Source organism: Sulfitobacter sp. CW3 (genome assembly GCF_019392245.1).
In the GTDB taxonomy this organism is placed as follows: domain Bacteria; phylum Pseudomonadota; class Alphaproteobacteria; order Rhodobacterales; family Rhodobacteraceae; genus Sulfitobacter.
In genome coordinates this window covers 503,321-530,071 of record NZ_JAHXRL010000001.1, presented here as the reverse complement: position 1 = coordinate 530,071, position 26,751 = coordinate 503,321, and the positions used below count along the sequence as shown (strand labels likewise).

The window sequence follows — 26,751 nt, the reverse complement described above, 5'->3', positions numbered from 1 at the left end:
GAGGATTTTTTACCATTTGGAACAGCAGGCGCGCATGCCTTGACGCTGCGTGTATTGATATGCCAGATTGCTTTTATGGGGATTTCCGCGAACGCCCCGTGAGGCGCCAGCCAGAGGTTCGCATGTTTCCGCTATGAAAGGATGCATGCTATGGCTGCTCTGAATGAAATTACCACACCGCAATTGCTGCGCTTGATCGGCACGCCCGATGCCCCTGTGATTGTTGATATTTCTATTGATCCAGATTTCGACGACGACCCCTATCTGATCCCCGGATCTATCAGGCACCCTCATAATGATATCGCGGGCCTAAAGGAGATATTGGCCGGGCGTGCTTGCGTCATCAGTTGCCAACGCGGTATTAAACTGAGCCAAGGGCTGACCGCGCGGCTGCGCGCCGATGGGATCAGGGCGGAATATCTGGTTGGTGGCATGTACGCCTGGCGCGATCATTCAGATACAACACGCATACCCGCAGCGGCGATGCCTGCGCCCGTCGATGGTGCGACCCTTTGGGTCACACGTCACCGGCCCAAGATTGACCGCATCGCCTGTCCTTGGTTGATCCGGCGCTTTGTCGACCCGGCCGCCCGGTTTCTATTCGTCTCTCCGAGCGAGGTATTGGGCGTGGCGGATCGTTATAGTGCCGTGCCGTTCGATGTCGAAGGGGTCGCGTTTTCCCACCAAGGCGAGACGTGCACATTTGATACCATGTTGGATGTGTTTGAATTGCATTGCGATCCTTTGGACAAAATGGCCACGGTAATCCGTGCGGCGGATACCAACCGTCATGATTTAGCCCCCGAAGCGGCGGGATTGGTGGCACTATCTGTCGGGCTGTCGCGCCAGTTCAAGGATGATCAAGAGCAGCTGTCCCAAGGTTTGCTGATGTATGATGCCCTGTTTCGTTGGGCCCGTGATGGCGCTGGCGAGACCCATGACTGGCCTGCGGGGCGCAGCGCATGAGCACGCCCGGCTGGCCGCAGATGGGCTGTGTTTTCGGGCGGATCGGGTTGCTATCTTTTGGCGGGCCCGCTGCGCAGATTGCTTTGATGCACCGCGAATTGGTTGACCGACATGGCTGGCTGAGCGAAGCCGCGTATCTGCGCGCGCTATCACTGTGCATGTTGCTGCCCGGCCCCGAGGCGATGCAGTTGGCGACCTATGCCGGCTGGCGGTTGCGTGGGACGGCGGGTGGCCTGTTGGCCGGGCTTTTGTTTGTGGTGCCCGGGGCGCTGGTTATCGGTGTCTTGGCCTTGGGATATGCCTATTACGGTCAACTTCCCTTGGTTCAGGCGGCGTTTCTGGGCATCAAAGCAGCCGTGATCATTGTGGTGTTTCAAGCGCTTAAGAAGGTCGCGGCAAAAGCGCTGAACGGGATGGAAGGCGTGGTGTTGGCAGCTTTATCTTTCGTCGCGCTTTTCATCTTTGGGCTGCCGTTTCCGCTGATCATCCTTGCCGCGGGCCTCTGGGGTTTTTTGCGTAGTTCGACCACGTTTGTGCCGGCCGATATGCACGGAACGGGCCCTGCGCAGCCGATAAAAACCGTCGTGATCTGGGGCAGTCTGTGGACGGCCCCCTTGGTTCTGGTGTGGGCCTTGGGGCAGGATTTTCTGCTGCAACTGGGTTTGTTTTTCTCAAAGCTTGCGGTGGTGACCTTTGGCGGGGCCTATGCCGTTTTGGCCTATATGACGCAAAGCGTGGTGCAGGATCACGGCTGGATCACCACCCAGCAGATGATCGATGCATTGGGCCTGGCAGAGACCACCCCCGGGCCGCTGATTTTGGTGACGGAATTTGTGGCGCTGCTGGCCGGATTTGCACAAAGCAGCGTCAGTGGCGCGATTGTTGCGGGGGTGTTGGCACTGTGGGTCACGTTTACCCCCTGTTTTCTTTGGATATTCCTAGCCGGTCCTTATCTTGAGGCGATTTCGGCCCAACCACGGTTAAGTTCTGCCTTAAGCGCCATTACGGCGGCGGTCGTGGGGGTGATTGGCAATCTTTCTGTCTGGTTCGGCCTGCATGTGCTGTTTGAACGGGTCATGCCTGCAGGCCTTTTGGCGATGCCCCTGCCCGTCTGGTCCAGTTTTAACATCACGGCGATGATATTGACGGTTTTGGCCGGGGTTTTGATGCTTGTTTTGAAGCGTGGCTTTGTTTTCACCATGGCTTTGCTCAGCGTGGCAGCGTTGGTTCCTGCACTCTTTGGATAAATGCAGCTTGCCCCTTTTCACTGTTGCTAAATGGCGTATGCTAACCCTACCAAAATTGGGGGTTAGACAGATAAAATGAGCCGAAGCATTGAGTATGGCAACCTGATGCACGACGCCATGCGCGGATTGATCCGGCAGGTGCTTTTGGATGTGGCAGCCAATGGTTTGCCCGGAAATCATCATTTTTTCATCACCTTCGACACCGAACACCCCGATGCAGAACTGGCCGATTGGCTGTCTGACCGCTATCCCGGCGAAATGACCGTGGTCATGCAGCATTGGTATGACAAGCTTGAGGTTACCGACGAGGGATTCTCGGTCACGTTGAATTTTGGCGACGCGCCAGAGCCGATGTATATCCCCTATGATGCGATCCGCACCTTTGTGGACCCCTCTGTCGAGTTTGGCCTGAAATTCGAGCAGCAAGAGAGCGCCGACGACGACGATGCGCCGCTGACGCAAACTGACGAAAGCGAGCTTGAGGTCGCCGAGGAAGCCCCCAAAGCTGCCGAAATCGTATCTTTGGACAGTTTTCGCAAATAACTTGCCAGATTGCAGCCGCGTTAGCGCCATCCCTTGATTGCGCAGCGCCCCTGCGCAGGCTAAACCCTGATCCAACCTATTGCCAAGATCAGGAGCCTGCACATGGCCGAAACACGCACAGAAACAGACAGCTTTGGCCCGTTGGAGGTCCCTTCCGATAAATATTGGGGGGCCCAGACCCAGCGGTCGATCATCAATTTCCCTATCGGTTGGGAAAAACAGCCAGTGCCGATCATCCGCGCCCTGGGTGTGGTGAAAAAGGCCTGTGCGATGGAGAACCTCAAGCAAGGCGGTCTGAGCGCCGAGGTTGGCGACGCGATTGTCGCAGCGGCCACCGAAGTGATTGACGGCAAGTTCGACGATAACTTTCCCTTGGTGGTTTGGCAGACGGGTTCCGGCACACAGTCGAACATGAACGCGAACGAAGTGATTTCGAACCGTGCCATCGAAATGTTGGGCGGCGAAATGGGATCAAAGAAACCCGTTCACCCGAATGATCACTGCAACATGGGCCAGTCGTCGAACGATACATTCCCCACAGCGATGCATGTGGCCATTGCCATGCAGGCCCGTGATGTGTTGCTGCCCGGCCTGCAAAAGCTGCATGATGCGCTGGCCACCAAATCGGAAGACTTCAAGGACATCATCAAGATTGGTCGCACACATACCCAAGACGCGACGCCGCTGACGCTGGGCCAGGAATTTTCCGGCTACGCGCATCAGGTAAAAAAGGGCATTGAACGCGTCAACGCCTGCCTGCCTGACATCTACGAGCTGGCCCAAGGCGGTACAGCGGTAGGTACCGGATTGAACACCAAAAAAGGCTGGGCCGAAGCAGTTGCCGCCCATATGGCTGACATCACCGATCTGCCGTTTGTCACAGCACCTAACAAATTTGAATCGCTGGCCGCCCATGACGCGATGGTCATGTTCTCGGGTGCGCTGAAAACTGTTGCGGGGTCGCTGTTCAAAATCGCCAATGACATGCGTTTGCTGGGATCAGGCCCGCGGTCGGGCCTGGGCGAGCTGATCTTGCCCGAGAACGAGCCGGGTTCGTCGATCATGCCGGGTAAGGTGAACCCGACACAGGCCGAAGCGCTGACAATGGTATGTGCGCATGTCATGGGCAATGACGCGGCCGTCGGCTTTGCCGGGTCGCAAGGGCATTTCGAGCTGAACGTCTATAACCCGATGATGTCCTATAACGTGTTGCAATCCATGCAGCTTTTGGGCGACAGCGCATCAGCGTTCACCGACAACATGGTTGTGGGAACACAGGCCAATGTCGAACGCATCGACAAACTGATGAAAGAAAGCCTGATGCTGGTCACAGCGCTGGCCCCGACAATCGGCTATGACAACGCAACCAAGGTTGCCAAAACAGCCCACAAGAACGGCACGACCCTCAAGGAAGAAGCAATCGCCTTGGGCTTTGTCGACGCTGAAACATTCGACCGCGTGGTGCGGCCGGAGCAAATGATCGGACCAAAAGAATGAGTGCCCCCATCAACCTCAACAAGGTCAAGAAAGAGCGCAACCGCGCCTCTCGCAAGGCCCGCGCTGACGAAAACGCAGTGCAGTTCGGTCAGAAAAAGGACCAAAAAGAGGTTCTGAAAGAACGTCTGGCGAAAATCGCACGCAACCTGGAAGCCCACAAGCGCGAGACATGAGCGCACGGCCCGTCAAACACTCGGTGACCCTGCGGGGTCACCGAACATCTATCTCCTTGGAAGATGAATTCTGGAATGAATTCAAAGAAATAGCGGACGACCTTGATCTCCCCATCAATGCGCTGGTGGCGCAGATCGACGCGGATCGCGGGATGGAGGCCGGGCTTGCCTCGGCCATTCGGGTCTTTGTTCTCAGGACCTTAAAGGAACGTTTACCAACATCGGAATAACGTTGTGGTATGATACTGTTACGCCCTTCCCCCTTATCCCCAGATCAATGGGTTCTCGATTTATTCAGCTCTAAATCTGCGCGTAGCGGCGGGGTGATACGCCGTAAAATACGCGACATTGAACGATATGTGGGGAAAGCAGAGTTCGAGCAGGAATTGATTCGCCGCGGATTTCACGCGGTAGAGAACGCGGGCCAGCTCGTGATATTTTGCAATCAGGAACCGGTCCGCGTTATTCTATAGACGTTTTCTTTGAAAGAAAACGGTTCGGAATTTTTGAAAAATTCCGGCTTGTTACGCCACTGATGCTTTATAAATCTTGTCGATGTTCGCGCCCAATGCAGCGTTGAACTCCGCATCGGTCATCTTCACATTCAACCCTTCGGTCAAAGCACGTGAAAAGCTGGCGATCATCTTGCTGTTCTGGCTCAGACGCGCGCTGGCATCATCCGTGGAATACCCGCCCGACAGCGCAACAACCCGCAAGACATTGGGCAGATCCGCCAGGCTGTCATACAGCCCCGCTTTCTCGGGAAGGGTCAGCTTTAGCATGACAATCTCGTCCGGGCCCAGCAACGCAAGCTGGTTCTCCAGCTCGGTCTTCAGAATATCCTCGCATTCCGCTTTGCTGTCGGAATGGATATTCACCTCGGGCTCGATGATCGGGACCAGACCGGCCGCACAGACTGCTTTTGCGACGTCGAACTGCTGTGACACCACTTCGCGGATGCCGTAAGCATTGGCAGACTGTATTACCGAGCGTTCTTTTGTCCCGAAAATACCGGCCGCCTTGGCACGTGTCAGCAAAACATCCAGATCAGGCATCGCCTTGAGCAGCTGCACGCCATTCACTTCGTCCTCAAGGCCCTTGTCGATCTTTAGGAACGGCACAACACCGCGATCATTCCACAGCACGTCAGCCACGGGTTTGCCGTTGATCGTATCGTCCATTGTGCGTTCAAACAGGATCGCGCCCAGAACTTTGTCGCTGGTGAAATCATCGGCCAAGATGATCCGCGCGCGCATGTCATGCACCGCCTGAAACATTTCTGCGTCGCCTGAATAATCTGATGGTTCAACACCATACAAGCTAAGCGCTTTTGGTGTCGATCCACCGGATTGGTCCAATGCGGCAACAAATCCCTTGCCGGTCGCCATCTGTGTGCGTTGTGCGTCTGTCGTGCTCATGGTGGTTCGGCCCTTACTGATTCCGTTTTGCATGGTCTAATGCATCTAAACGCCCGATGATATATCGTTAGCGTCGGACAAGGCGCAGCCAGATGCCATCTTTTGACCTGACCGTAAGATGTGCGACAGGAACCGGCACATTTGAGGCAATTGCCTCGATCCGGTAATCCCGCAAAAGCCGCGACAGGATCAGTGGCCCTTCGATCATCGCAAATCCTGCCCCCGGACAAACACGTGGCCCTGCACTAAAGGGCAGATAGGCCTCGCGTTGGCATTTCTGTCCGTTTTCGGTTTGCCACCGCCCGGGATCAAAGCCGTCAGGATTGTCCCACAGGCGTTCTTGGCGGTGCAGGTGCCACGGGCTGATAACGATTTGCGCCCCCGCTTTGACATCACGCCCCCGAAACTGTTCCGGGCACGTCGCCTCGCGGACCATCATCGGCACGGGTGGATACAGCCGCAGTGCCTCGCGGAACACATCGCGGCTCAGGCGTAGTTTGGACATGACTGCGAAATCACACACATCAATCTGCTGCGCTTCCTCGGCCAGTTGTTCCTGCCATTCCGGATGCGTGGCCATCAGATACAACGCCCAAGCAAGAGCCGATGCGCTGGTCTCGTGTCCGGCAAGGAAAAAGATCGCGACCTGATCGACCATTTCGTCGGTACTAAAGGTATCGCCATCCACCGGATCGGCTGTTGTCATGATCTTGGTCGCCAGATCCTGTGGTGCCGTGCCGTCCTCAATCTGGGCCATCCGGGCCTCGGTCAATTCTGTGATCAAGCGCCGTATCCTGGCCGCACTTGATCGTGTGTCCTTGCGAAACAGGCGCGGCAACCAGCGCGGCAACGGAATAAACGCTGCGATGTTCAGGATCGGCTGGCTGCGTTGATAGGTTTTGAACTCTTCAAACACCTCGCGGGCCAGATGGTGTTCGATGGGCAATGAAAACAGCGTCCGGAAAATCACATCGGCGGCGGCATGGCTGGTTTCAGCTTCGATCTCGATCACCTGCCCCGACTGCGGCTCAAGGCGTTTTGCCATCGCCTCGGCGGCGTCCCACATGGCGGGAAAGCTGCCCCGCAGGCGGCCCCCTTCAAAGGCAGGATCAATAATGCGCCGCTGGCGTTTCCATGTTTTGCCATTGGTCAAAAACACCGAATTCCCCAGCAAAGGGCGCAAACCTTCGCCAATGCGGTCCGACTTGGGAAAGTCATCGGGCCGTTCTTTCAGTACGGTTTTGATCAAGTCGGGCTGGTTGATCAGATAGCTGCGAAAGAACGGCGTCTTAAACTCGGCCATCCAGGCGCGGTACAAACGTGCGGGCTGCGCCGACAGGATGTCGCGCCGAAACAGCTTGGCATAGTGCCACAATGATACCTTGTCCGGCCTGCTGTCTGGTTTGGGCGGCTGGGTCATGGCGCGGTCGAGGTGAATTTATTCACCGGTTTCACAAGGCGCGACTTGGACGCTGGCCGATCAGCATAGCGTTCAGCAAGGGTCAGCGGCCCCGCTGTGATTTGGAAATAGTCATAATCCTTGGGCGCATCGAACGCGCAAAGATACTGAAAATGCAGACGGAAGAACCGCCAGCGCAATGCCTTCCAACGTGCAGGGCTAAGCGATTGGGTAAACGCCGCCGAAAAGACCAGCGGCCATTTCTGATCTTCAGGGGCGACACCGGACACGGCAACAGGATCACATAGTGCAAAGGCGCAGCCGTCGCCGGGTGCCGTCACATCGACCCATGTCAATTCATCCCGCTGGGACAGATACCGCAGATCCGCCCGTAAACGATATGCGTCGCGCAGGAACGATACCATCGGCACGACCTGCCCCAGCGTTAGAAACCCCAGTTCAGGCCCTTTGTCCGGCACCAGCCCCGCCCGCATCAGATCGGCCAGAATGGACACGCCCAAATGCGCGCCAGAGGAATGGCCGACGATCAACACCTCGTCCACATCCGATTTCAACGCCTCGGCAATCACGGCACCGAACTGGGTCATCCGCGCCTCGAGCGCGGGCGGGTTCGCGCCGCGCAGTGCCGCTCCATAGGCAAAATCATGCATCAGGTAATAGGCGTAGAACCTGCCGTCGCGCTTTTTGAACCAGTTCAACACGGCCCCGCCAAGAACCACGCACAGGGCCGCTGCAATCCCTTTGACCCAAAACGGCCCGCCAAAATAGGTCAGCGCGGCATAGGCCAGCACCCCGATCAGAATGGCGATAACGAGTTGCAGCAACAACATTCCGACAGGGTAAAGCGCTGCGATCACCGGGCCTTTGCGCAGTTTCATCAGCCGCCACAACGCGCCCGACCCGATATAGACCCACGCGGTGTGGATCAGTTGCGCATAGGTCGCGAAAATAGAGTTATGCATCGATACGCGCACGATGTCGGACCAGACCAACACCTCGACCTGCGTGTTCACATGTGCGTCGTCGATTTCGGCATCCACGACCCAGCCATAATTGCCCTTGGTGGTTTTCGGCTTTAGCCCGATTTGATATCCGGAAATACGCGCCTGATCGCCGGATTCCTTGCGGTATAATTCGCGGTACCGGCGGGGATGGATCGGGTCATAGCCCGGAATGTAGAACACCCGGCGCCGTTTGACTGATTGATCGATTTCTGCGGCCATGTCCCACCTGTCGTTGGCAACAGTTTAGACAGGTTTTTTGGCAAGTGTAAGATGTCTAGCCCAGTGATCCGAGCGCGGGAAAGCTTTCGAGCAGCCAGAATGAAAACGCCGAGAACGCACCGGTCAAAAGGGCGACCCCCACAACGATCAACAGCAGGCCCATGATCCGCTCGATCAGTTTCATATAGGGTTTGATCCGGTTCATCAGCACCGTGGCGCGGGTGATGAACATCGCGGCCAGCAAAAACGGAATGCCAAGGCCCGCAGCATAGACCCCCAGTAGCAATGTACCGCGCGCCACCGATGCCTCGGACGCGGCGAGCGACAGGATCGCCCCCAGTTGCGGCCCGATGCAGGGCGTCCAGCCAAAGGCGAACGCAAGGCCCAGCACATAGGCCCCGAAAGACGATCCACCCTTGTCGCCCGCATCCAGTCGCGCCTCTTGATCCAGGAACGGAATGCGGAACACGCCCAGAAAATGCAGGCCGAAAATGATCACGACAACACCCGACGCACGGGCGAAAAACGTTTGATTTTGCAGGAAAAACGCCCCGAAGGCCGATGCAGTAAAGCCCAAGATCAAAAAGACCGTGCTAAGCCCCATGACAAAGAACAGCGCGGCAATGGTTGCCTTGCGCCGCGCCGATCCGACGGCTGACATATCGTTTAGGGTGACGCCGCTCATATACGCCAGATAGGGCGGTACAATCGGCAAGACGCAGGGGCTGAGGAAACTGATAATCCCCGCCGTCAACGCGATGAAAATGGCGGGCAAAAGGCCGGCGTCAATCAGATCAATTCCAAACATAACGCATCTTTACTGCGCTTTGGCAGTGGCGTCACGCACTGTTGCGCGGCGGCCTGTCACAAGGTTGTGGACGCTTTGAAACATCTGCCTTATCTGAGACTTATGAATGATGAACATATCCTTGATGCGACGGGGCTGCTGTGCCCCCTGCCCGTGCTCAAAGCGCGCAAACGTTTGCAGGCGATCCCCTCGGGTGCGGTGTTGACAGTTCAGGCGGATGACCCCGCCGCGATCATCGATATCCCGCATTTTTGCGCCGAGGCCGGGCATGATCTGGTTAGTCAGGATTTGGACACGACCCCCCAGACCTATGTGATCCGCAAGAAATAATCCCCCGAATGTAAAAGGCAGACCCGAAGGCCTGCCTTTTCAGTATTTTGTCAGCTTATGAGCCGCCCAATGACCACCAGCCGCGCCGTCTTGGCTTGGCGGGTTTTTCCTCGACCTTTTCAGGTTCTGGAGCCACGGTCTGATCCGGCACTTCCTCAACTGCGGGTGCGGGTGTCACCTCTTGGGTTGGCGGCACTTCTACAGGCGCTTCAATCGGAACCTCAACCGGTGCCGGCGTTTCCTCAACCGGAGCAGGCTCAGGTGCGGGAACCGGTGTTGGCTCTGGCTTTGGTTTCGATTTTCTAACCGGCTTTGCTGCCGGTTTGTCTTCTGACGCGTCTTCGGCTGCAACCTTTGGCTTGCGCGTGCGGGTCCGCTTTTTAGGGGCGGGCTTTTCTTCGGCCTTTTCCTCTGTCGCGTCTGTCGCCTCGGCAGTCACAGTTGCGTCTGCGCTGTCGGCCTCTGCTGCGGCTTCAACCTTAGGCTTCCGAGGCCTGCGGACACGCTTGGGCTTTTCAGCGGGTTCTGCCTTTGGTGCGGATGCATCCGCGTCAGCGGGTGCTTCAGCCGCGTCTTCAGCCGGGGCTGAAACGCTCTCTTCAGGCTTGGCCTCTGCTGGCTGGCCATCATCAGATGTTGCATCATCAGCGCCGTTGTTTTCACCGTTTGTGGTGTCATCCCCGTTGGATTTACCACCGCGACGCCGCCGCCGACGACGACGGCGTTTTGGTTTGCCCTCACCATCGGTGTCATCACTGTCATTGTCATGGACACGGCCATTCCCACGGTTCGACGGCTGATCCTCGTTTGCGACTTCTTCGACGTCAACGCTGTCGGCTTCTTGCTCGTCGATCTCGTCCATGAGGCTGGTATCCACAGACACAACATGTTCGATCTGTGTCACCACACGGGTGGCAGTCTTGAATTTTTCGATCTTGAAATCGGGGCTGACCAATGTTGGGTCGCCTTCGATACGCACGGACATGCCATAGCGGCCCTCGATATGGGCGATATGTTCACGCTTTTGGTTCATCAAGAAGTTGGCGATGCCGACGGGCGCTGTAACCAACACCTCGCGGGACCGCTTGCGTGTGCCTTCTTCTTCGATCTCGCGCAGGATCGACAGGGCAAGGTTGTCATCCGACCGGATCAAACCGGTGCCGTGACAGGCGTGGCACGGCTGGGTCGTTGCCTCGATCATGCCGGGGCGCAGACGCTGGCGTGACATTTCCATCAGACCAAAGCCCGAGATGCGGCCCACTTGGATGCGCGCGCGGTCGGTCTTGAGCTTGTCCTTCATCATCTTTTCGACGGCGATGTTGTTACGACGCTCGTCCATGTCGATAAAGTCGATGACGATCAGACCGGCCAAATCGCGCAGGCGCAATTGACGCGCCACTTCGGCGGCGGCCTCAAGGTTGGTTTTGGTCGCTGTCTGTTCGATCGAGCCCTCTTTGGTGGCCCGACCCGAGTTAACATCGATCGCGACCAACGCTTCGGTCACGCCGATCACGATATAGCCACCCGACGGCAGTTGAACCGTTGGGTTGAACATCCCCGAAAGATAGGATTCGACCTGATAGCGCGCGAAGAGCGGCAATGTTTCGCTGTACAGCTTCACGTTTTTCGCGTGGGACGGCATGATCATTTTCATGAAGTCCTTGGCGATGCGGTAGCCGCGTTCGCCCTCGACAAACACTTCGTCGATGTCGCGGTTGTAAAGATCGCGAATCGAGCGTTTGATCAGGTCGCCCTCTTCATAGATTTTCGCAGGCGCAATTGATTTCAACGTCAGCTCGCGGATTTGCTCCCACAGGCGTTGCAGATACTCATAGTCGCGCTTGATCTCGGCCTTTGTGCGTTGCGCACCGGCAGTCCGCACAATCAGGCCAGCGCCCTTGGGCACCTGAATTTCGTTTGCGATCTCTTTCAGTTTCTTGCGGTCAGCGGCGTTGGTGATCTTGCGGCTGATTCCGCCCCCACGTGCTGTGTTCGGCATCAAGACGCAATAACGGCCTGCAAGCGACAGATAGGTCGTCAGGGCAGCGCCTTTGTTGCCGCGCTCTTCTTTTACGACCTGAATCAACAGGATTTGACGTACTTTTACGACTTCCTGAATTTTATAACGCTTGGGGCGTGGCTTGCGCGCCGGACGCAGGTCTTCTTGGTCGTCATCATCGGCAACAGATTCGATGCTGTCATCTTTGGAGGACGCGTCCTTGGCTTTCACTTCGGTCTCGTCATCGTCGCCATCAACATCGGCGTCGCTGTCGTCGGCATCCGAAGACGCCTCATCCTGATCGGGTTCCTCGACGGGTGTCTCGGCGACACGCTCCATCGGGGAGGACCCTTCCTCGTCATCGTTCAGATCAACGGTTTCCATGCCCTCGATTTGATCGCTATCGGCATCTTTGGTGGCGACGGCGTCTTCGCTCACCGTGTCCTCAGCCTTGGCTTTGCTACGGCTGCGCGACCGGGTACGGCGCTTGGGTTTTTCGTCGTCTTCTTCCTTGGCGGCCTGCGCTTCAGCATAGGCGCGCTCTTCCTCCATCAGCGCGATACGATCGGCGACGGGGATCTGGTAATAGTCAGGGTGAATTTCCGAGAACGCCAAGAAACCATGGCGATTTCCACCATAATCCACAAAGGCTGCCTGCAACGAAGGCTCTACCCGCGTGACTTTCGCGAGGTAGATATTGCCAGCTAGCTGGCGTTTATTCTCTGATTCAAAGTCAAATTCCTCGACCTTGTTTCCATCAACCACAACAACGCGAGTTTCCTCAGCGTGGGTGGCATCGATAAGCATTTTCTTAGGCATAAATCCATTTTGCACAGCTGCGCACGCAAGTGTCCCGGTGGGGCACCGCGCGGCAGGGTATGTCTTGTCAGGGCGATAGGTGACGCGGCTAAAACAGGGCCCCAAAGGCCGCCTGTTTGTCTGCTCGTGGCGTCTGCGCGCGTCATCGCGGTTCTTCTCCGACGTGAAAGGCACCTTGGCGCGGTTCACATCCATTAATTACTGCTTTTGATCAGGGCCTTGGCCCATGCCATCCGTCAGCGGTTCTCTGGCCTTTTTTAAGGGCCTTATCGGTCTGCCTGGACACCGGTTGACCGGGTAACCGAGGCAGCGAAACTGTCAAAGGGTCTGCGGTTGTGTGTGAAACACAATCAGCCCTACATCCCAATTAAAGGTAGAAGCGGGCAAATGACAATGGTCAATCGCGTTTGGGGTGATTTGGGATGCATCACGACGGTGTCATAAACCCCATTGCTTGACATCACGCCCACGTGTGGGAAACAGTTGTATCGGGCCATATGGTCGATATTGGGATTGGACCTGCGTTGCGGCACCCCCCGAAAATAAGGAAGATACGATGCACTTTTCTCTGCGCTTTGCGCTTTGTCTGCCATTCATGGCGCTCGCCGCTTGTGAAGATATGGCGGCATCTGGTGATCCTGCAGCACGCGCCGAAGCAAAAGCGCAACGAAGCTGTATTCGCGCCGTTGAAAAACACACCGGTGTTTCGGGCGGTGTAATCAACACGACGATCCCAATCGTCGAGATACATCAATATATCGTCGATGTGCCCGGGCTTGCGCCTTGGACCTGCTATACTGACGAAAACGGTGCTGCAAAGCAGCTGATCGAGACGCGGCTGTAACACCGCGCCCCGGTTTCGCGTAGAAAAGCCAGCGTTCAGAGATAATCTGAGCGCTGCAAACCGTACTTGGCCATCTTTTCATTCAATGTCCGGCGCGGCAGGCACAATTCATCCATAACGGATGCGATTGACCCTTTGTGGCGGCGCATGGTGTTGTCGATCAACATCCGCTCGAACGCCTCGACATATTCCTTAAGCGGCTTGCCATCCGTGGTCATCACCGGCTGCATTTCCTCGTGATCGGTCATCAGCAACGATGCGATAGACCCGGACCCGCGCCGCGATTGCAGCACCGCGCGTTCAGCAACATTGATCAACTGACGCACGTTGCCGGGCCAAGGGGCTTGCAGCAATTGCGCAGCTTCCTGCGCAGACACCTGCGGCGCATCGCACCCGTATTCATCGGCGAATTCCTCGCTCAGGCGCGTAAACAACGTCAGAATGTCCTCTCCACGCTGGCGCAAGGGCGGCACCGTGATGCGCAACGCTGCCAACCGATAGAACAGATCCGACCGCAGCGCGTCTTCCGACGTGCGTCCGGCTTCTTGAAGGTTCGAAATCGCCACGATCCGCGTTTCCGCAGGGGTGCCCTGCTCGTTGATCGCGCTCAACAGACGCGCTTGCAACGTCTCGCTTAGCGCCTCGATCCCCTCAAGCACCAGCGTGCCGCCGCGGGCTTCCTCGATCGCGGGCAATTGCGCGTCTTCGGGCATCATCGGCCCAAACAGGCGCTTGCTCAGGGCGTCTTCCTCAAGGGCGGCACAGCTGACCAGCACGAATTTTTTACCCGCACGTGACCCGACAGCATGCAGCGCGTGGGCCACCAGCGTCTTGCCAGTGCCGGTTTCGCCGTCGATCAATACGTGGCCATCCGCCTGCCCCAGATCAAGGATATCCTCGCGCAGGCGTTCCATAACCGGCGATCCGCCGATCAGTTTTTTCATCAACTGGGTGCCGTCAGACAATTCCCGACGCAGGGCACGGTTATCCATCACCAGACGGCGCGCATTGGTGGCTTTCTTGGCCAGTTCGCTCATCCGGTCGGGGTTAAAAGGCTTCTCAAGGAAGTCGAACGCACCCACGCGCATCGCCTCGACCGCCATGGGCACATCGCCGTGACCTGTGATCATGATAACCGGCAGCGCGCTGTCACTGCCCATCAGTTTTTTCAGGAACTCCATCCCGCCCATGCCCGGCATTTTGATGTCGGAAATCACGATGCCCGGATAATCCGGCCCCAGTTTTTTCAACGCATCTTCTGCGCTTGGGAAAGTTTCAGTGTCGTATCCTGACAATGCCAGCCATTGGCTGATGGATTGCCGCATGTCCTGTTCATCATCAACAATCGCGATTTTCATTGCCTGAGCCATAGTTTACTCTGCCGCCTGTGTGTTTTCTGTGCTGGCCATAATGGGCAGCTGCATTTCAAAGACCGCGCCGCCGTTCTGGCCGTTGCGCGCTGTCAGCCTGCCCCCCAATTCGGTGACAATACCGGACGAGATTGCAAGCCCTAGCCCGACACCATCGCCGGGCTGTTTGGTTGTGTAAAACGGTTCGAACAACGCATCGAGATCTTCGATGCCCGGACCGTTATCCCGCACAGTCAAGGTGGCGGTTTCGCCAGCCGAAAGCATAATCTCGACCTGTGGGTTACGTTCTGATTTGGTGGCGTCCAACGCATTTCGCAAGAGGTTAACCAATACTTGTTCCACCCGCATGCGGTCGCCCATCACCCGTACGGGTGCATCAGGCAGGATGCGGTTGATATGCACCTGACGCTGGCGCAATTGCGGTTCCATCATCGACAGCGACGACGCCACCGCGTCGCGCATATCAAAGGGGGAAAAGCTCTCCTGGCCCTTACGGGCATAGCTTTTCAGCTGGCGGGTGATTGCGCCCATACGTTCAATCAGATCATCAATCCGGCCAAAGGACGACAGCGCCTCGTCCGTACGGTTACGCCGTATCAACAGACGTGCGCCTGCCAGATAGGTTTTCATCGCCGCCAAAGGTTGGTTCAGCTCGTGGCTGACGGCGGCTGACATTTCGCCCAAGGCCGCCAGCTTGCTGGATTGCTCAAGCGTTTGCTCGGCCACGGCCAGTGTTTCCTGCATGCGCTTACGTTCGGCAATCTCGCGTTGCAGGGCCGCGTTCAGCGCCCGCAATTCGGTGGATTCACGCTGGAACAAGGCCGCCCTGCCCGCCGTTCGCCGGCTGAGCGCATAGAATGTCAGGGCCAGCAAGATCGCAAATCCCATCACCTCAAGCGCCAGAACGCCGTTCACCTTTTCGCGCACCGACGCATAGGTCGTATAGCTGGTGATCCGCCAGCCACGGAACGGAATACGAGACGACAACCGCATCACGGCCTCGCCCTGCAAATAGGCATCGGGGGGCAAGGCAGTCCAATCAGCCGTGGCCTTGATCGCACGCTCGATCGCGCTTTGCGGGGTCTGGTTGGACAGCGCCTCGGTCTCGGTCAGGCCGCGCCAGCGTGGTTCGGTTGCCATGATAATGTCGCCAGTGCTGTCGGTGACGATCACCGCATCCGAAATACCGGCCCATGCGCGTTCAAATCGCTGCAAATCGACCTCGGCGGCGATCACCCCAAGGGTCGCACCGCCCTCTTGGATGCGCCGTGAATAAAAGAACTGATAGCCGCCGGTTTCACGCGGTATCACGCTGAACACCGTTGAATTCGACCGCAAGGCATCGACGAAATACGCGTCCGTACGGTGCGTTGCCCCCAACCGGTTGCGGTCCGTCGCCGCCACCATCCGCCCGTCGATATCATACAGCATCAATGACGCCGCGCCGATTTCCTCAACAAAAGAGATCAGCCGTTGTGTGGAAAGCGAATAATCCCCCTGGATCAGGGCCTGGATCAACGTGGGGTCCCGCGCCAGCAGCTGCGGCACAATCGCATTCTGCCGCAATTCCGCCAGCAAGTTCCCGCTATACAGCGCGATCCGCAGCTCGGCGCGGTTGCGCGTGCTGTCGGTGAACCTGTCCGTGAGCAGCTTGTTTGTGACGGCAATGGTGGCAATCGCGATCACCAACAAGACCACCAAAGCCAGCCGAACACGCCAGCTGACTGATATAGGATAGGCGCTTGAGGGCGTTGATTGGCTCATTACCCCAATCTACGCAACCTCGGCCATGCACTCAAGTCACGCTGTGACCAGTGCCCCCGTCAATGCGCGGAAGAGCGCCACCCCGTCGGTGCCGCCATGCACAGGATCGGCCATCCGCTCAGGGTGCGGCATCATACCAAGCACGCGCCGGTTGGCCGACAGGATGCCCGCGATATCGGCCTGCGCGCCGTTCGGGTTGTCCTCATAGGTAAAGGCAACGCGGTCTTCTGCCTGCAATTCGGCGATGGTGTCGGCATCTGCGTAATAATTACCATCATGATGCGCGATGGGAATATTGATTACGGCACCCGCATTATACCCTGATGTGAAATCACTGTCCGATGTCGCGACCTTCAGGCCCACCGTCTTGCAGATATATTTCAACCCGGCATTGCGCAGCAACGCCCCCGGCAACAGACCGGTTTCCGTCAACACCTGAAAGCCGTTGCAAATCCCCATCACGTAGCCACCGCGTTCCGCGTGGGTTGCCACTTCGCGGCAGATCGGGGAATTCGCAGCAATCGCGCCGCAGCGCAGATAATCACCATAGGAAAAACCACCCGGAACGCCGACAATATCGACACCAGCAGGCAGTTCAGTATCCTTGTGCCAGACCATCGAAACCTTGGCCCCGGCTGCCTCGAATGCGACGGCTAGATCGCGGTCACAGTTAGAGCCTGGAAAAACGATGACGGCTGCATGCATCAGATCATCTCCACGCTGTAGGATTCAATCACCGTATTGGCGAGCAGCTTTTCACACATCGCCTCGACATCGGCCTCGGTCACGCCGGCATCCAGATCAAGCTCGATCACCTTGCCCTGACGCACGCCTTTGACCCCGTCAAAGCCCATGGCCCCAAGCGCGTGGCGCACGGCCTCGCCTTGCGGATCCAGAACACCTGTCTTCAACATCACATGCACCCGTGCTTTCATGGCGCGTCCCCCTGCTTCATTTTGCAAAATAAACTCATATCCGACGCCAGCCTCAATTGATCAACGTCGGTTTCATCATCGGTGTCGACGTCTTGGGCATGACCCCCAAACGTCTTGCGACTTCGGTATAGGCATCCGCCAGCGATCCCGGATCACGGCGAAACACATCCTTATCCAGCTTCTGGCCGGTTTCCATGTCCCACAAACGGCAGCTGTCGGGGCTGATCTCGTCTGCGATAATCAAACGTTGGAAATCACCGTCATAGACGCGGCCAACTTCAATTTTGAAATCCAGCAGCCGGATGCCGACAGCCATCATGACGCCGGACATAAAATCATTGACCCGCAACGACAGGCTCAGGATGTCTTCCATGTCCTGCTGGCCGGCCCAACCAAAGGCCGCGATGTGTTCTTCGGTGACCAGCGGATCGCCCAGGTCGTTGTTTTTGTAGTGGTATTCAACGATAGGGCGCGGCAATTGCATGCCTTCGTCGATGCCCAACCGTTTGGAAAAGCTACCCGCGGCATAGTTGCGCACAACGATTTCAAGCGGGATGATCTCGGCCTGGCGGACCAGTTGTTCGCGCATGTTCAGACGTTTGATGAAATGCGTCGGCACGCCGATATTGTTCAGCCCGGTCATGAAAAACTCGGACAAACGGTTGTTCAACACGCCCTTGCCCTCGATCACGGCTTGCTTGCCGGCACCCATGGCGGCGGTGTCGTCCTTGAAATACTGGACAATCGTCCCCGGCTCCGGCCCCTCGTACAGGATCTTGGCATTGCCTTCATAGATTTTGGTGCGACGGGCCATGCGCATACCTTCCAGACATCAGGCGAACGGCGGGGGCCGTCGGGCCTTTGGGGTGTCACATAGTCCAACCATCCCTTTCGCGCAAGCGCATGACCCACGTTGTCGCAGCTGCATGATACTTGTGGGGGACTAAATCCATTCCCATGTTATAATCACCAAAGCCATTTTTTCAGGAGAAGACCCATGTCGACCTTTAATGACCGTGAAAACGCCTTCGAAAACAAGTACGCACACGATTCGGAAATGCAATTCAAGGCCGAAGCACGGCGCAATAAACTGCTGGGCCTTTGGGCGGCAGGGTTGTTGGGCAAAACCGGCGATGACGCATCAGCCTATGCCGCCGAAGTGGTGAAATCAGACTTCGAGGAAGCAGGCGAGGAAGATGTGTACCGCAAGGTCTCTGGTGATTTGGGCACGCACGCGGACGAGACGACAATTCGCGCCAAGATGGCCGAGCTGATGATCGAAGCCAAAACGCAAATTATGCAAAGCCTGACCTAAGCTTTCGATATTAATTACGAAAACAAGCGCGCCTTTGAGTTAAATCTGAGGCGCGTTTTTTGTTGCTCTTAACATATTGGAAGGGCACCGGTGGTCAAACTCCAGCCTACGTTGGGCCGGGGGAAACAACCATGATGAAAAAGCTTCTTTCGGGGCAAGGCGCACGCGCCGCACAGCTAGCTATCTCTGTGGCGATTGGCGCAGTCTGTCTTTGGGTTTTAACCGGCCAGCTGTCGGCGGGCTTCTGGCAGGATGTCACGGTTGAATTGCGCGGGCTTGATCCCCTGTCTGTGGTTCTGGCCGCCTGCTGCACCGGGCTAAGCTTCCTTGCCCTTGGTCGCTATGACGCGGTGGCACATCGCCATTTGGGCAGCGGCACGCCGACGTTGCAGGCCTGCGGTGCTGGCACCATCGCAATCGCCTTGGCACAGACGCTTGGCCTTGGCGTTCTGACAGGTGCGCTTGCGCGCTGGCGCATGCTTCCCGATATCTCAATGACATTGGCCCTGCGATTGTCCGTTTTTGTGTGCATGACGTTTATGGTGGCCTTGCTTGTTGTAACGGCGGTGGCCTGTCTTGTGTTCCCGTCACCGGCGTTCATGTTCTGGCCATCTGTCATCGTCGTCGCGGCCCTGCCCGCGGCCGTCATCGGCATCTACCTATTTCCTGCAATTACCTTGGGCCGCTTTACGGTCCGACTGCCCAGCCTGCGCGCGCTCGCCTCGATCCTGCTGTGGACAGTGATTGATGTGCTGGCCGCTTCCACGGCGCTGTATCTCCTTATTCCGGGGGGCGAGGTGCCATTTACCGTCTTGCTACCCCTGTTCCTGATCGCCCTAGGATCGGCGTTGCTCAGCGGCACGCCGGGGGGCGTTGGGCCATTTGAATTGGTACTTTTCGCGGCCCTACCGGGTGGGGCGTCTGTTCAGGTTCTGACCGGGATCATCGCGTTTCGCGCAATTTACTATGCCATCCCCGCGTTGATCGCGATGGCACTGATGCTTCGGCCCTATGCGCCCCAGTTTGCGGCAAAAACCAGTGCCAAAGGTGACATTCTAACGGCCCCCAGGGCCGAGGTCGGCGTGATCAGGCAGAACGGTGGCTTTATTGCTGATCACAGCGCGCTTTGGCACAGTGGGCAGACGCTTTGCGCGTTGTTCGACCCGCTTTCCACCACAGCGCCCGACCCGATCGCGACGGTCTCGGCCCATGCACGGGATCGGAACCTGATCCCCAGCCTGTATAAATGTTCGGCCCGCACGGCGCTGCTGGCCCGTCAACAAGACTGGTTTGTATCCCATATCGCGGACGAGGCTGTTATAAATCCGATGCAATTTGCCACCGCCACGGCCCCGTTTCGCAGCTTGCGGCGCAAACTGCGCGCCGCTGAAAAGGCACAGATCACCATATCGCAGGGCACCATATCGCAGGGCACCACCCTGCCCGTTTCAGACATGGCCCGCGTTGATGATCTGTGGCAGCGCGCACGGGGTGGCGCACGCGGCGGCACAATGGGGGTCTTCGCCCCGGAATACGTCGCGCATCAACGGGTCTATCTGGCACATCGCAAGGGCCGCCTGATTGCCTTTGCCAGTTTTCACCGCAGCAGCCACGAATGGTGTCTGGATCTGATGCGCCAAGACCCCGATACGCCTGACGGCACCATGCACGCGCTTGTGCATGCGGCGATCCGTGACGCCGCGCACCACGGGATTGCCCGCCTCAGCCTTGCTGCCGTCCCCGCCTGCCCCGATCCATCCTCGGCTATTTTGCTAAAGTTGTCTCAGATTGCGGTACGCAAAACCGGCGGGCCGGGACTGCGCCAGTTCAAATCCAACTTCCGTCCAACATGGCAACCGCTCTATGCGGCGGCCCCTAATCGCGCGCTACTGGCCCTTGCCTTGATGGATATCGCCCGCGCCGTTCACCGCCCCAGCCCCGCAACGGATGATAACCAATCTCATTACGATGATGAAAATTATGAGGTTGCCTCACGTTTGGCATCGTGAGATGACGCGAAATCACATCTTTAGCGGAGCTTTTCATGTCAAATCCTCTTACCGATCTTCTGGCTGAAAAAGGCACGCTGCTGGCGGATGGTGCCACGGGTACCAACCTGTTCAACATGGGGCTGATGTCTGGCGACGCGCCCGAAATGTGGAACACGGACGAGCCGCAAAATATCATCAAACTGTATAAAGGTGCCGTTGATTCAGGCAGTGACATCTTCCTGACCAACTCCTTTGGCGCGAATGCATCGCGGCTGAAACTGCACGGCGCTGAAAAACGCGCGCACGAGCTGAGCCGCGTTTCCGCCGAACTGGCCCGCGAGGTCGCAGACACCGCCGGTCGCAAGGTGATCGTCGCTGGGTCGGTTGGCCCCACCGGCGAAATTATGGAACCTGTCGGCCCCCTGACCCACGCGCTGGCCGTCGAGATGTTTCACGAAACCGCTGACGGCCTAAAGGCCGGCGGTGCCGATGTCGGCTGGCTTGAAACCATCAGTGCCCCCGAAGAATACCGCGCCGCTGCCGAAGGGTTCAAGCTGGCCGGTCTGGATTGGGTCGGCACCATGAGCTTTGACACAGCCGGACGTACCATGATGGGCATGACATCGGCGGCCATGGTCGACATGGTGCACGCGCTGGATAACATGCCGCTGGCGTATGGCGCCAACTGCGGCACAGGGGCGTCCGACGTGTTGCGCACGGTCTTGGGCTTTGCCGCCAAAGGCATGCCGACGCCGATCGTATCCAAGGGCAATGCGGGCATCCCCAAATATGTCGAGGGTCACATCCACTATGACGGCACGCCCGAATTGATGGCGGATTACGCAGAATTGGCGCGCAACTGTGGCGCGTCCATCATCGGCGGGTGCTGCGGCACCATGCCCGAACATCTGGTGCATATGCGCGCTGCCCTTGATAGCCGCCCCAAAGGTGACGCGCCCACGCTAGAACAGATCGTCGAAGCCTTGGGCCCGTTTTCGTCGGCCAGCGATGGCACCGATGGCGAAGGTCCGGTACGCGCGCCCCGCCGTGGCCGCCGCGGTTCAAAAACCAGCTAAAACAAATCCAACTGCGCGCTTGCCCGTTTGGGCGGGCGAAACAGATCACAACGCATCGGCGGCAAAAGCGTCGAAAGTCCCAGCCGTTTTACCGCCAGATCAAAACGTTGCGCGATGATCTGGGCATAGGGGCCTTCGCCGCGCATGCGGGTGTGCCAGTTGGCGTCATATTCCTTGCCGCCGTGCATTTCGCGCAACCGTGCCATGATGCGGCCCGCCCGATCCGGATAATGCTGCGCCAACCAGTCTTGCATCAATACCGACACCTCGCGGGGCAAACGCAGCATGATCCAACTGGCCGATTGCGCCCCCGCATCATGCCCCGCTTGCAAAATCGTCTCCAACTCGGGGTCAGTCAACGCCGGCACCATAGGCGACGCCATCACGCGCACCGGAATTCCAGCCTGTGCCAGCCGTTCAATGATCTGCAACCGGCGCTTTGGCGCAGGCACCCGTGGTTCCATCAACCGGCTTAACTTTGCATCCAGCGTGGTGACCGAAACGCCAACCCGCACCAGCCCCCGCTGCGCCATGTCCGACAAAATATCAATGTCCCGCTCAATCAAGCTGCCCTTGGTGACAATCGCCACGGGGTGATTCACCTCTGATAAAACCTCAAGCAGCCGCCGCATAATCTGGTGATCTTTTTCAATCGGCTGATAGGGATCGGTGTTTGTCCCAATCGCAATCGGGGCCACCTGATAGCGTTTGCTGGCCAATTCGCGGCGCAATACATCCGGTGCCTCGGGCCGCGCAATCAGCCGGGTTTCGAAATCCAGGCCCGGCGACAACCCAAGATACGCGTGACTGGGGCGGGCAAAACAATAAACGCACCCGTGCTCACACCCCCGATATGGATTGATCGACCGGTCAAACGGCAAATCCGGCGACCGGTTATAAGTAATCACACTGCGCGGTATTTCCTCGCTTACTTGGGTCCGCAACACGGGCAAAGGATCATCATCACCCGCCCATCCATCATCGATTGCAGTCGTGGAAAATCGTTCAAACCGGCCCGAATGGTTTGACGACGTACCCCGCCCGGCAAGTTTAAATCTGATGTCCTCGCGATCCATTTAAATCTTCTGGAACAAAATAAGAACATCTTCAAGTTAAGATCGCCAAGCCATTGTTTTACAGGACCATTGGCGCTATTTTATCCGTGATGAAAGCGTCGCTTGTGATGCGGACCTTGTCGCAAAAAGCACGCGGTTTGGCCGGATTTCATGACACAAGGGCAAAAGCCCAATAGGCACGCTAACCGATGAGGAACGACTATGTCGGATGAAGACGAAATTATCCTTGCTGAACTGAACGACGAAGATCTTGTTCAACAGATGTTTGACGATCTTTATGACGGTTTGCGCGAAGAAATCGAAGAAGGCGTAAACATTCTGATCGGTCGCGGCTGGGTCCCTTATGACGTCCTGACCAAGGCGCTTGTTGGCGGTATGACCATCGTTGGCGCTGATTTCCGCGATGGTATTTTGTTCGTTCCCGAAGTGCTGTTGGCCGCCAATGCAATGAAGGGCGGCATGGCCATCCTGAAACCGCTTCTGGCCGAAACCGGCGCGCCGCGCGTTGGCAAGATGGTGATCGGCACCGTCAAAGGCGACATTCACGATATCGGCAAAAACCTTGTGTCGATGATGATGGAAGGTGCCGGCTTCGAGGTTGTGGATCTGGGCATCAACAACTCGGTCGAAAAATACCTTGAGGCGATGGAAACAGAAGGGCCCGATATTTTGGGCATGTCCGCGCTTTTGACGACCACAATGCCCTATATGAAGGTGGTGATCGACACGATGATCGAACAGGGCATCCGCGATGATTACATCGTTTTGGTCGGTGGTGCCCCCCTGAACGAAGAATTTGGCAAAGCCATCGGCGCAGATGCCTATTGCCGCGACGCAGCTGTTGCAGTGGAAACCGCCAAGGAATGGGTCAGCCGCAAGCACAACAGCGCCAAGGCCTGATGTTTTGATGATTTAAGCGCAAGGCCTCTCCTGACCGGAGGGGCCTTTTGCGTTATAGGGATAAGATGACGACGCTCTCAGACACCCAGCTTACCGAAAATGGCATGCCGCTCGCGGCAGATAACGGGCGTATTTTACTGATTGCCTGCGGTGCATTGGCCCGCGAGATTCTGGACCTCAAGGCCGCCAACGGCTGGACCCATCTTGACTTAACCTGTCTTCCGGCCAAACTGCATCTATATCCCGATAAAATCACCGATGCCGTGCGCGCCACCGTCGAAAAACACCGCAGCCAATATGCTGATATCTTTGTGGTTTACGCCGATTGCGGCACAGGGGGATTGCTACAAAATGCCTGCGATGAGATGGGCGTAAAAATGGTGGCAGGCCCGCATTGCTACAGCTTTTTCGAGGGTAATGATCGCTTTGCCAAAACCGCCGAAACTGAAATCACAACGTTCTATCTGACCGACTTTCTGGTCCGCCAGTTCGACGCCTTTATAATGAAACCCATGGGCCTCGACCGGCACCCCGAACTGCGCGACATGTATTTTGGAAATTACGAAAAGCTGGTGTATCAGGCGCAAACCGATGATCCGGCCCTCACCGCCAAGGCCAAAACCTGCGCGCAGACCCTTGGCCTGTCGTTTGAACGACGCTTTACCGGCTATGGCGATCTTGAGAAAACCCTCAAAACCCTTTGATTTTCATTTTGCCAAATAAACTCAACTGTCCGATCGCCAGACAAAAACGCACCCGCCCCTAACGGCCTTCACGCCTGCGCGGCAGCCGTTTCACGCACCCGTTCAATCATCGCAGTCAACCCGTTTGAGCGTTGCGCAGATAAATGTTCGTTCAAGCCGAGCCGGCCCATCTCGGCGCGGGCATCCACGCCAAGTACATCCGCCGGGGACAACCCGTTGTAAAGAGACCGCAAAACGGCAATCAGCCCGGACACGATCATCGCGTCGCTTGCGCCGTCAAAATGCAAGGCACCGTTCTCGAAACTCGCATGAAGCCAGACCTGGCTGGCACAGCCGTCAACCTTGGTTGCAGGCACCCGCAAGGCTTCCTCAAGCGGGTCCATCGCCTTGCCCAAATCGATCACATGACGGTAACGATCTTCCCAATCGTCCAGAAATTCGAAATCCTCGACCAGTTCTTCAAACGCTTCAGTTGCCACGGTGGTGCCCTCGTTGTTCGTAGCCAACAGGTAGGTCGCGGATTGGCAAAGGTCCACCCCTTCCCAACCGCCTTGGGATCGGTTAGTCAAATAGCACGGCAATTTCACGGCGGACCCCATGCGCAAAATCTTCTCGGCCATTTTGGTATCAACCCTAGTTCTAACCGGCTGCGCGACAGTGCGCGAAAGCAGGGTCAATCCGTTCAACTGGTTCGGCTCAGCCCGTTCCGAACCGATTGCCAGCGCCGAGGTCAACACCAACCCGCTGATTCCACAGTCCTCAGGCCTGTTTTCGAGTGCCCGCAAAGAACAGCCCGCCTATGCAGGTCGGCCCTTTGACCAAGTCACAGACCTGACGATTGACCGTATACCGGGCGGGGCCATCGTGCGCGCAACCGGGCTGGCAGCGCGTCAGGGTATCTACGACGTGCAGCTGACACCGGCAAATCCAGACGAGCTTCCGGTGGATGGCGTTCTGACCTATCGTCTTGAGGGGATCGTGCCTGCGCAGAACACAGCGATCGGCGCAAAACCCACACGCGAAGTTACCGCCGGGCGTAAGCTGACCAACCAGATGCTGGCAGGCGTTCGGGTGATCCGCGTCGAAGGCCAGCGCAACGCGCTGACAGCGCGCCGATAAGATTTACAATTCAGTTACAAAGGGTTGAGCGTTAAAGCTCAACCACTTTTACGGACGCGCCTACGGCCGTCAATGCGATTTTCCCGTCGCACAAAAGCAACGCATCATCGCCGAACACTTCACGACGCCAGCCCTTGAGAGCAGGCACATCGCGCAGGCCACCGGCGATCGCATCCAGATCGGCGGCGGGTGCGATCAACTTGGCTGCGACCCCTGCGCTTTCCGTTTTCGCCTTGAGCAAGACCCGCAACAGATCAGCCAATGCCGGGTTCACCTGCAATTTGTCACGGCTGCGATCCGGTTGTGGTAAATCCGAGGCCGGACATTGCACACCAGCGGCCACCGCTTTCAGAATGCCCTCTGCAATCTCGCCTTTGCGTGCATCCCGCAACAGCAACCGCGCGCGGCCCAGCTCTTCGTGGTTTTTAGGCTTGTTGCTGGCCAATTCGACCAGCGCATCATCCTTGTACACACGGCTGCGTGGTATGTTCCGGGTCTGGGCGTAGTCCTCGCGAAAGGCGGCCAGTTCGCGTACGATCGCCAAAAACTTTGATGAATTCGTCCGCGTTTTAACCCGCTTCCACGCGTCGCGTGGGGCCGTGGTATATGTGTCCGGACTTGTCAAAGTCTCAAGTTCTTCTGCGACCCACCGCGCACGACCGGTTTTCGCCAATTGGTCGGACAAAAACTCGTACACTTGGCGCAGATGCGTCACATCGGCCAATGCGTATTTCGCCTGTGCATCGCTAAGCGGGCGGCGCGACCAATCGGTAAACCGCGATGTCTTGTCGACAGCCTGATGCGCGATTTTACGTACGAGTGTCTCATAGCCGACCTGTTCGCCGAAACCGCACACCATCGCCGCGACCTGCGTGTCGAACAACGGCTCTGGAAACACGCCCGCATCGACGAAAAATATCTCAAGATCCTGGCGCGCGGCGTGAAATACCTTGACCACCGATGTATCGCGAAACAGCGTATACAGCGGTTCTAGCGACATATCCCCGGCCAACGGATCAACCAGCACGGCATTGGAATCTTCCGTGCCGGGCATCGCCAGCTGGATCAGACAAAGTTTCGAATAATAGGTCCGTTCACGCAAGAATTCGGTGTCAACGGTCACATAATCATATTTCGCAGCTTCAAGGCAAAACGCCTCTAGCGCGTCAGTTGTGGTAATTGTTTTCATATCAGTACTTTGACCAGAGCTGTGC

Annotated in this window: 27 protein-coding genes; 14 read left to right on the top strand and 13 right to left on the bottom strand. The window is 57.2% G+C overall.

The features are described 5' to 3' along the window. The first annotated feature begins 150 nt into the window (after nucleotides 1-150). The 6 genes from KZZ06_RS02345 (at nucleotide 151) to KZZ06_RS02320 (ending at nucleotide 4,656) form a co-directional block, all read left to right on the top strand. Nucleotides 151-966: a sulfurtransferase/chromate resistance protein gene (locus KZZ06_RS02345; RefSeq protein ID WP_219578407.1), complete on the top strand. Its 816-nt coding sequence runs from the start codon at nucleotides 151-153 to the stop codon at nucleotides 964-966. After that, nucleotides 963-2,213 carry a chromate efflux transporter gene (gene chrA, locus KZZ06_RS02340; RefSeq protein WP_219578406.1) on the top strand — a complete coding sequence of 417 codons (1,251 nt, stop codon included), beginning with the start codon at nucleotides 963-965 and terminating at the stop codon, nucleotides 2,211-2,213. Before KZZ06_RS02345 ends, chrA begins: the two co-directional genes overlap by 4 nt. 75 nt (nucleotides 2,214-2,288) lie before the next feature. Continuing rightward, complete coding sequence (locus KZZ06_RS02335; RefSeq protein WP_219578405.1) at nucleotides 2,289-2,756, top strand: SspB family protein; 468 nt, start codon at nucleotides 2,289-2,291, stop codon at nucleotides 2,754-2,756. Nucleotides 2,757-2,858: 102 nt separating this feature from the next. Continuing rightward, entirely contained in the window at nucleotides 2,859-4,253 is a 1,395-nt protein-coding gene (gene fumC, locus KZZ06_RS02330) for a class II fumarate hydratase (RefSeq protein ID WP_219578404.1), read from the top strand. Continuing rightward, nucleotides 4,250-4,426 (top strand): DUF4169 family protein, encoded by a 177-nt coding sequence (locus KZZ06_RS02325; protein WP_219578403.1) that lies wholly within the window; start codon nucleotides 4,250-4,252, stop codon nucleotides 4,424-4,426. The genes fumC and KZZ06_RS02325 overlap by 4 nt, the downstream gene beginning before the upstream one ends. Then, on the top strand, nucleotides 4,423-4,656 hold the full coding sequence (locus KZZ06_RS02320) for a ribbon-helix-helix domain-containing protein (protein ID WP_219578402.1): 234 nt from the start codon (nucleotides 4,423-4,425) through the stop codon (nucleotides 4,654-4,656). Before KZZ06_RS02325 ends, KZZ06_RS02320 begins: the two co-directional genes overlap by 4 nt. A gap of 294 nt (nucleotides 4,657-4,950) precedes the next feature. On the opposite strand, the gene KZZ06_RS02315 is transcribed toward KZZ06_RS02320, so the two are convergent. The 4 genes from KZZ06_RS02315 to KZZ06_RS02300 form a co-directional block, all read right to left on the bottom strand. After that, nucleotides 4,951-5,844: a fructose bisphosphate aldolase gene (locus tag KZZ06_RS02315; protein WP_219578401.1), complete on the bottom strand. Its 894-nt coding sequence runs from the start codon at nucleotides 5,842-5,844 to the stop codon at nucleotides 4,951-4,953. Between the two features lie 67 nt (nucleotides 5,845-5,911). Then, nucleotides 5,912-7,264 carry a cytochrome P450 gene (locus tag KZZ06_RS02310; protein WP_219578400.1) on the bottom strand — a complete coding sequence of 451 codons (1,353 nt, stop codon included), beginning with the start codon at nucleotides 7,262-7,264 and terminating at the stop codon, nucleotides 5,912-5,914. Continuing rightward, entirely contained in the window at nucleotides 7,261-8,487 is a 1,227-nt protein-coding gene (locus KZZ06_RS02305; RefSeq protein ID WP_219578399.1) for a phage holin family protein, read from the bottom strand. The genes KZZ06_RS02310 and KZZ06_RS02305 overlap by 4 nt, the downstream gene beginning before the upstream one ends. A 55-nt stretch (nucleotides 8,488-8,542) precedes the next feature. Further along, nucleotides 8,543-9,295 carry a cytochrome c biogenesis CcdA family protein gene (locus KZZ06_RS02300; RefSeq protein ID WP_219578398.1) on the bottom strand — a complete coding sequence of 251 codons (753 nt, stop codon included), beginning with the start codon at nucleotides 9,293-9,295 and terminating at the stop codon, nucleotides 8,543-8,545. A 102-nt stretch (nucleotides 9,296-9,397) separates the two neighbouring features. Between KZZ06_RS02300 and KZZ06_RS02295 the strand changes: the two genes are divergently transcribed. Further along, entirely contained in the window at nucleotides 9,398-9,625 is a 228-nt protein-coding gene (locus tag KZZ06_RS02295; RefSeq protein WP_219578643.1) for a sulfurtransferase TusA family protein, read from the top strand. Between the two features lie 55 nt (nucleotides 9,626-9,680). Here the strand turns inward: KZZ06_RS02295 and KZZ06_RS02290 are convergent, their stop codons facing one another. Continuing rightward, the gene (locus KZZ06_RS02290; RefSeq protein WP_219578642.1) at nucleotides 9,681-12,443 is read right to left on the bottom strand and encodes an Rne/Rng family ribonuclease; all 2,763 of its coding nucleotides are present in this window, start codon (nucleotides 12,441-12,443) and stop codon (nucleotides 9,681-9,683) included. 556 nt (nucleotides 12,444-12,999) lie between these two features. Between KZZ06_RS02290 and KZZ06_RS02285 the strand changes: the two genes are divergently transcribed. Beyond that, complete coding sequence (locus KZZ06_RS02285; protein WP_219578397.1) at nucleotides 13,000-13,287, top strand: hypothetical protein; 288 nt, start codon at nucleotides 13,000-13,002, stop codon at nucleotides 13,285-13,287. A 35-nt stretch (nucleotides 13,288-13,322) separates the two neighbouring features. On the opposite strand, the gene KZZ06_RS02280 is transcribed toward KZZ06_RS02285, so the two are convergent. Genes KZZ06_RS02280 through purC form a run of 5 tightly spaced genes read right to left on the bottom strand, consistent with a single transcriptional unit; the run spans nucleotide 13,323 to nucleotide 18,170 of the window. After that, nucleotides 13,323-14,657 carry a sigma-54 dependent transcriptional regulator gene (locus KZZ06_RS02280; protein ID WP_219578396.1) on the bottom strand — a complete coding sequence of 445 codons (1,335 nt, stop codon included), beginning with the start codon at nucleotides 14,655-14,657 and terminating at the stop codon, nucleotides 13,323-13,325. A 3-nt stretch (nucleotides 14,658-14,660) separates the two neighbouring features. Further along, nucleotides 14,661-16,421, bottom strand: a complete 1,761-nt coding sequence (locus KZZ06_RS02275; RefSeq protein ID WP_219578395.1) for an ATP-binding protein — start codon at nucleotides 16,419-16,421, stop codon at nucleotides 14,661-14,663. A gap of 36 nt (nucleotides 16,422-16,457) precedes the next feature. After that, nucleotides 16,458-17,126, bottom strand: coding sequence for a phosphoribosylformylglycinamidine synthase subunit PurQ (gene purQ, locus KZZ06_RS02270; RefSeq protein WP_219578394.1), 669 nt, complete (start codon nucleotides 17,124-17,126; stop codon nucleotides 16,458-16,460). Further along, a complete protein-coding gene (gene purS, locus KZZ06_RS02265; RefSeq protein ID WP_219578393.1) occupies nucleotides 17,126-17,356 on the bottom strand; it encodes a phosphoribosylformylglycinamidine synthase subunit PurS in 231 nt (76 codons plus the stop codon). Before purS ends, purQ begins: the two co-directional genes overlap by 1 nt. A 52-nt stretch (nucleotides 17,357-17,408) precedes the next feature. Beyond that, on the bottom strand, nucleotides 17,409-18,170 hold the full coding sequence (purC, locus tag KZZ06_RS02260; RefSeq protein ID WP_219578392.1) for a phosphoribosylaminoimidazolesuccinocarboxamide synthase: 762 nt from the start codon (nucleotides 18,168-18,170) through the stop codon (nucleotides 17,409-17,411). A gap of 183 nt (nucleotides 18,171-18,353) precedes the next feature. Here purC and KZZ06_RS02255 point away from each other — a divergent pair, with 183 nt between their 5' ends. The 3 genes from KZZ06_RS02255 to bmt all read left to right on the top strand — a co-directional run bounded on the left by KZZ06_RS02255 (nucleotide 18,354) and on the right by bmt (nucleotide 21,738). Beyond that, on the top strand, nucleotides 18,354-18,671 hold the full coding sequence (locus KZZ06_RS02255) for a DUF1476 domain-containing protein (protein WP_219578391.1): 318 nt from the start codon (nucleotides 18,354-18,356) through the stop codon (nucleotides 18,669-18,671). Between the two features lie 131 nt (nucleotides 18,672-18,802). After that, nucleotides 18,803-20,680, top strand: a complete 1,878-nt coding sequence (locus tag KZZ06_RS02250) for a phosphatidylglycerol lysyltransferase domain-containing protein (protein WP_219578390.1) — start codon at nucleotides 18,803-18,805, stop codon at nucleotides 20,678-20,680. A 35-nt stretch (nucleotides 20,681-20,715) separates the two neighbouring features. Further along, the gene (gene bmt / locus KZZ06_RS02245; RefSeq protein WP_219578389.1) at nucleotides 20,716-21,738 is read left to right on the top strand and encodes a betaine--homocysteine S-methyltransferase; all 1,023 of its coding nucleotides are present in this window, start codon (nucleotides 20,716-20,718) and stop codon (nucleotides 21,736-21,738) included. On the opposite strand, the gene KZZ06_RS02240 is transcribed toward bmt, so the two are convergent. Beyond that, a complete protein-coding gene (locus tag KZZ06_RS02240) occupies nucleotides 21,735-22,814 on the bottom strand; it encodes a PA0069 family radical SAM protein (RefSeq protein WP_219578388.1) in 1,080 nt (359 codons plus the stop codon). The genes bmt and KZZ06_RS02240 overlap by 4 nt on opposite strands. A 201-nt stretch (nucleotides 22,815-23,015) precedes the next feature. Between KZZ06_RS02240 and KZZ06_RS02235 the strand changes: the two genes are divergently transcribed. Together KZZ06_RS02235 and KZZ06_RS02230 are read left to right on the top strand one after the other, a co-directional pair. After that, nucleotides 23,016-23,714, top strand: coding sequence for a B12-binding domain-containing protein (locus KZZ06_RS02235; RefSeq protein ID WP_219578387.1), 699 nt, complete (start codon nucleotides 23,016-23,018; stop codon nucleotides 23,712-23,714). A 65-nt stretch (nucleotides 23,715-23,779) separates the two neighbouring features. After that, on the top strand, nucleotides 23,780-24,418 hold the full coding sequence (locus KZZ06_RS02230) for a DUF1638 domain-containing protein (RefSeq protein ID WP_219578386.1): 639 nt from the start codon (nucleotides 23,780-23,782) through the stop codon (nucleotides 24,416-24,418). Nucleotides 24,419-24,486: 68 nt separating this feature from the next. Here the strand turns inward: KZZ06_RS02230 and KZZ06_RS02225 are convergent, their stop codons facing one another. Next, nucleotides 24,487-24,897 carry a SufE family protein gene (locus tag KZZ06_RS02225; protein WP_219578641.1) on the bottom strand — a complete coding sequence of 137 codons (411 nt, stop codon included), beginning with the start codon at nucleotides 24,895-24,897 and terminating at the stop codon, nucleotides 24,487-24,489. A 118-nt stretch (nucleotides 24,898-25,015) separates the two neighbouring features. On the opposite strand from KZZ06_RS02225, the gene KZZ06_RS02220 reads away from it, so the two are divergent. Then, on the top strand, nucleotides 25,016-25,537 hold the full coding sequence (locus KZZ06_RS02220; protein WP_219578385.1) for a hypothetical protein: 522 nt from the start codon (nucleotides 25,016-25,018) through the stop codon (nucleotides 25,535-25,537). 31 nt (nucleotides 25,538-25,568) lie between these two features. On the opposite strand, the gene rnd is transcribed toward KZZ06_RS02220, so the two are convergent. Next, the gene (gene rnd / locus KZZ06_RS02215) at nucleotides 25,569-26,726 is read right to left on the bottom strand and encodes a ribonuclease D (RefSeq protein WP_219578384.1); all 1,158 of its coding nucleotides are present in this window, start codon (nucleotides 26,724-26,726) and stop codon (nucleotides 25,569-25,571) included. Nucleotides 26,727-26,751 lie beyond the last annotated feature (25 nt).

Coding starts and splice junctions, on each gene's coding strand:
- KZZ06_RS02345 (WP_219578407.1), top strand. CDS start 151: ATGGCTGCTCTGAATGAAATTACCACACCGCAATTGCTGCGCTTGATC.
- chrA (WP_219578406.1), top strand. CDS start 963: ATGAGCACGCCCGGCTGGCCGCAGATGGGCTGTGTTTTCGGGCGGATC.
- KZZ06_RS02335 (WP_219578405.1), top strand. CDS start 2,289: ATGAGCCGAAGCATTGAGTATGGCAACCTGATGCACGACGCCATGCGC.
- fumC (WP_219578404.1), top strand. CDS start 2,859: ATGGCCGAAACACGCACAGAAACAGACAGCTTTGGCCCGTTGGAGGTC.
- KZZ06_RS02325 (WP_219578403.1), top strand. CDS start 4,250: ATGAGTGCCCCCATCAACCTCAACAAGGTCAAGAAAGAGCGCAACCGC.
- KZZ06_RS02320 (WP_219578402.1), top strand. CDS start 4,423: ATGAGCGCACGGCCCGTCAAACACTCGGTGACCCTGCGGGGTCACCGA.
- KZZ06_RS02315 (WP_219578401.1), bottom strand. CDS start 5,844: ATGAGCACGACAGACGCACAACGCACACAGATGGCGACCGGCAAGGGA.
- KZZ06_RS02310 (WP_219578400.1), bottom strand. CDS start 7,264: ATGACCCAGCCGCCCAAACCAGACAGCAGGCCGGACAAGGTATCATTG.
- KZZ06_RS02305 (WP_219578399.1), bottom strand. CDS start 8,487: ATGGCCGCAGAAATCGATCAATCAGTCAAACGGCGCCGGGTGTTCTAC.
- KZZ06_RS02300 (WP_219578398.1), bottom strand. CDS start 9,295: ATGTTTGGAATTGATCTGATTGACGCCGGCCTTTTGCCCGCCATTTTC.
- KZZ06_RS02295 (WP_219578643.1), top strand. CDS start 9,398: ATGAATGATGAACATATCCTTGATGCGACGGGGCTGCTGTGCCCCCTG.
- KZZ06_RS02290 (WP_219578642.1), bottom strand. CDS start 12,443: ATGCCTAAGAAAATGCTTATCGATGCCACCCACGCTGAGGAAACTCGC.
- KZZ06_RS02285 (WP_219578397.1), top strand. CDS start 13,000: ATGCACTTTTCTCTGCGCTTTGCGCTTTGTCTGCCATTCATGGCGCTC.
- KZZ06_RS02280 (WP_219578396.1), bottom strand. CDS start 14,657: ATGGCTCAGGCAATGAAAATCGCGATTGTTGATGATGAACAGGACATG.
- KZZ06_RS02275 (WP_219578395.1), bottom strand. CDS start 16,421: ATGAGCCAATCAACGCCCTCAAGCGCCTATCCTATATCAGTCAGCTGG.
- purQ (WP_219578394.1), bottom strand. CDS start 17,126: ATGCATGCAGCCGTCATCGTTTTTCCAGGCTCTAACTGTGACCGCGAT.
- purS (WP_219578393.1), bottom strand. CDS start 17,356: ATGAAAGCACGGGTGCATGTGATGTTGAAGACAGGTGTTCTGGATCCG.
- purC (WP_219578392.1), bottom strand. CDS start 18,170: ATGGCCCGTCGCACCAAAATCTATGAAGGCAATGCCAAGATCCTGTAC.
- KZZ06_RS02255 (WP_219578391.1), top strand. CDS start 18,354: ATGTCGACCTTTAATGACCGTGAAAACGCCTTCGAAAACAAGTACGCA.
- KZZ06_RS02250 (WP_219578390.1), top strand. CDS start 18,803: ATGATGAAAAAGCTTCTTTCGGGGCAAGGCGCACGCGCCGCACAGCTA.
- bmt (WP_219578389.1), top strand. CDS start 20,716: ATGTCAAATCCTCTTACCGATCTTCTGGCTGAAAAAGGCACGCTGCTG.
- KZZ06_RS02240 (WP_219578388.1), bottom strand. CDS start 22,814: ATGGATCGCGAGGACATCAGATTTAAACTTGCCGGGCGGGGTACGTCG.
- KZZ06_RS02235 (WP_219578387.1), top strand. CDS start 23,016: ATGTCGGATGAAGACGAAATTATCCTTGCTGAACTGAACGACGAAGAT.
- KZZ06_RS02230 (WP_219578386.1), top strand. CDS start 23,780: ATGACGACGCTCTCAGACACCCAGCTTACCGAAAATGGCATGCCGCTC.
- KZZ06_RS02220 (WP_219578385.1), top strand. CDS start 25,016: ATGCGCAAAATCTTCTCGGCCATTTTGGTATCAACCCTAGTTCTAACC.
- rnd (WP_219578384.1), bottom strand. CDS start 26,726: ATGAAAACAATTACCACAACTGACGCGCTAGAGGCGTTTTGCCTTGAA.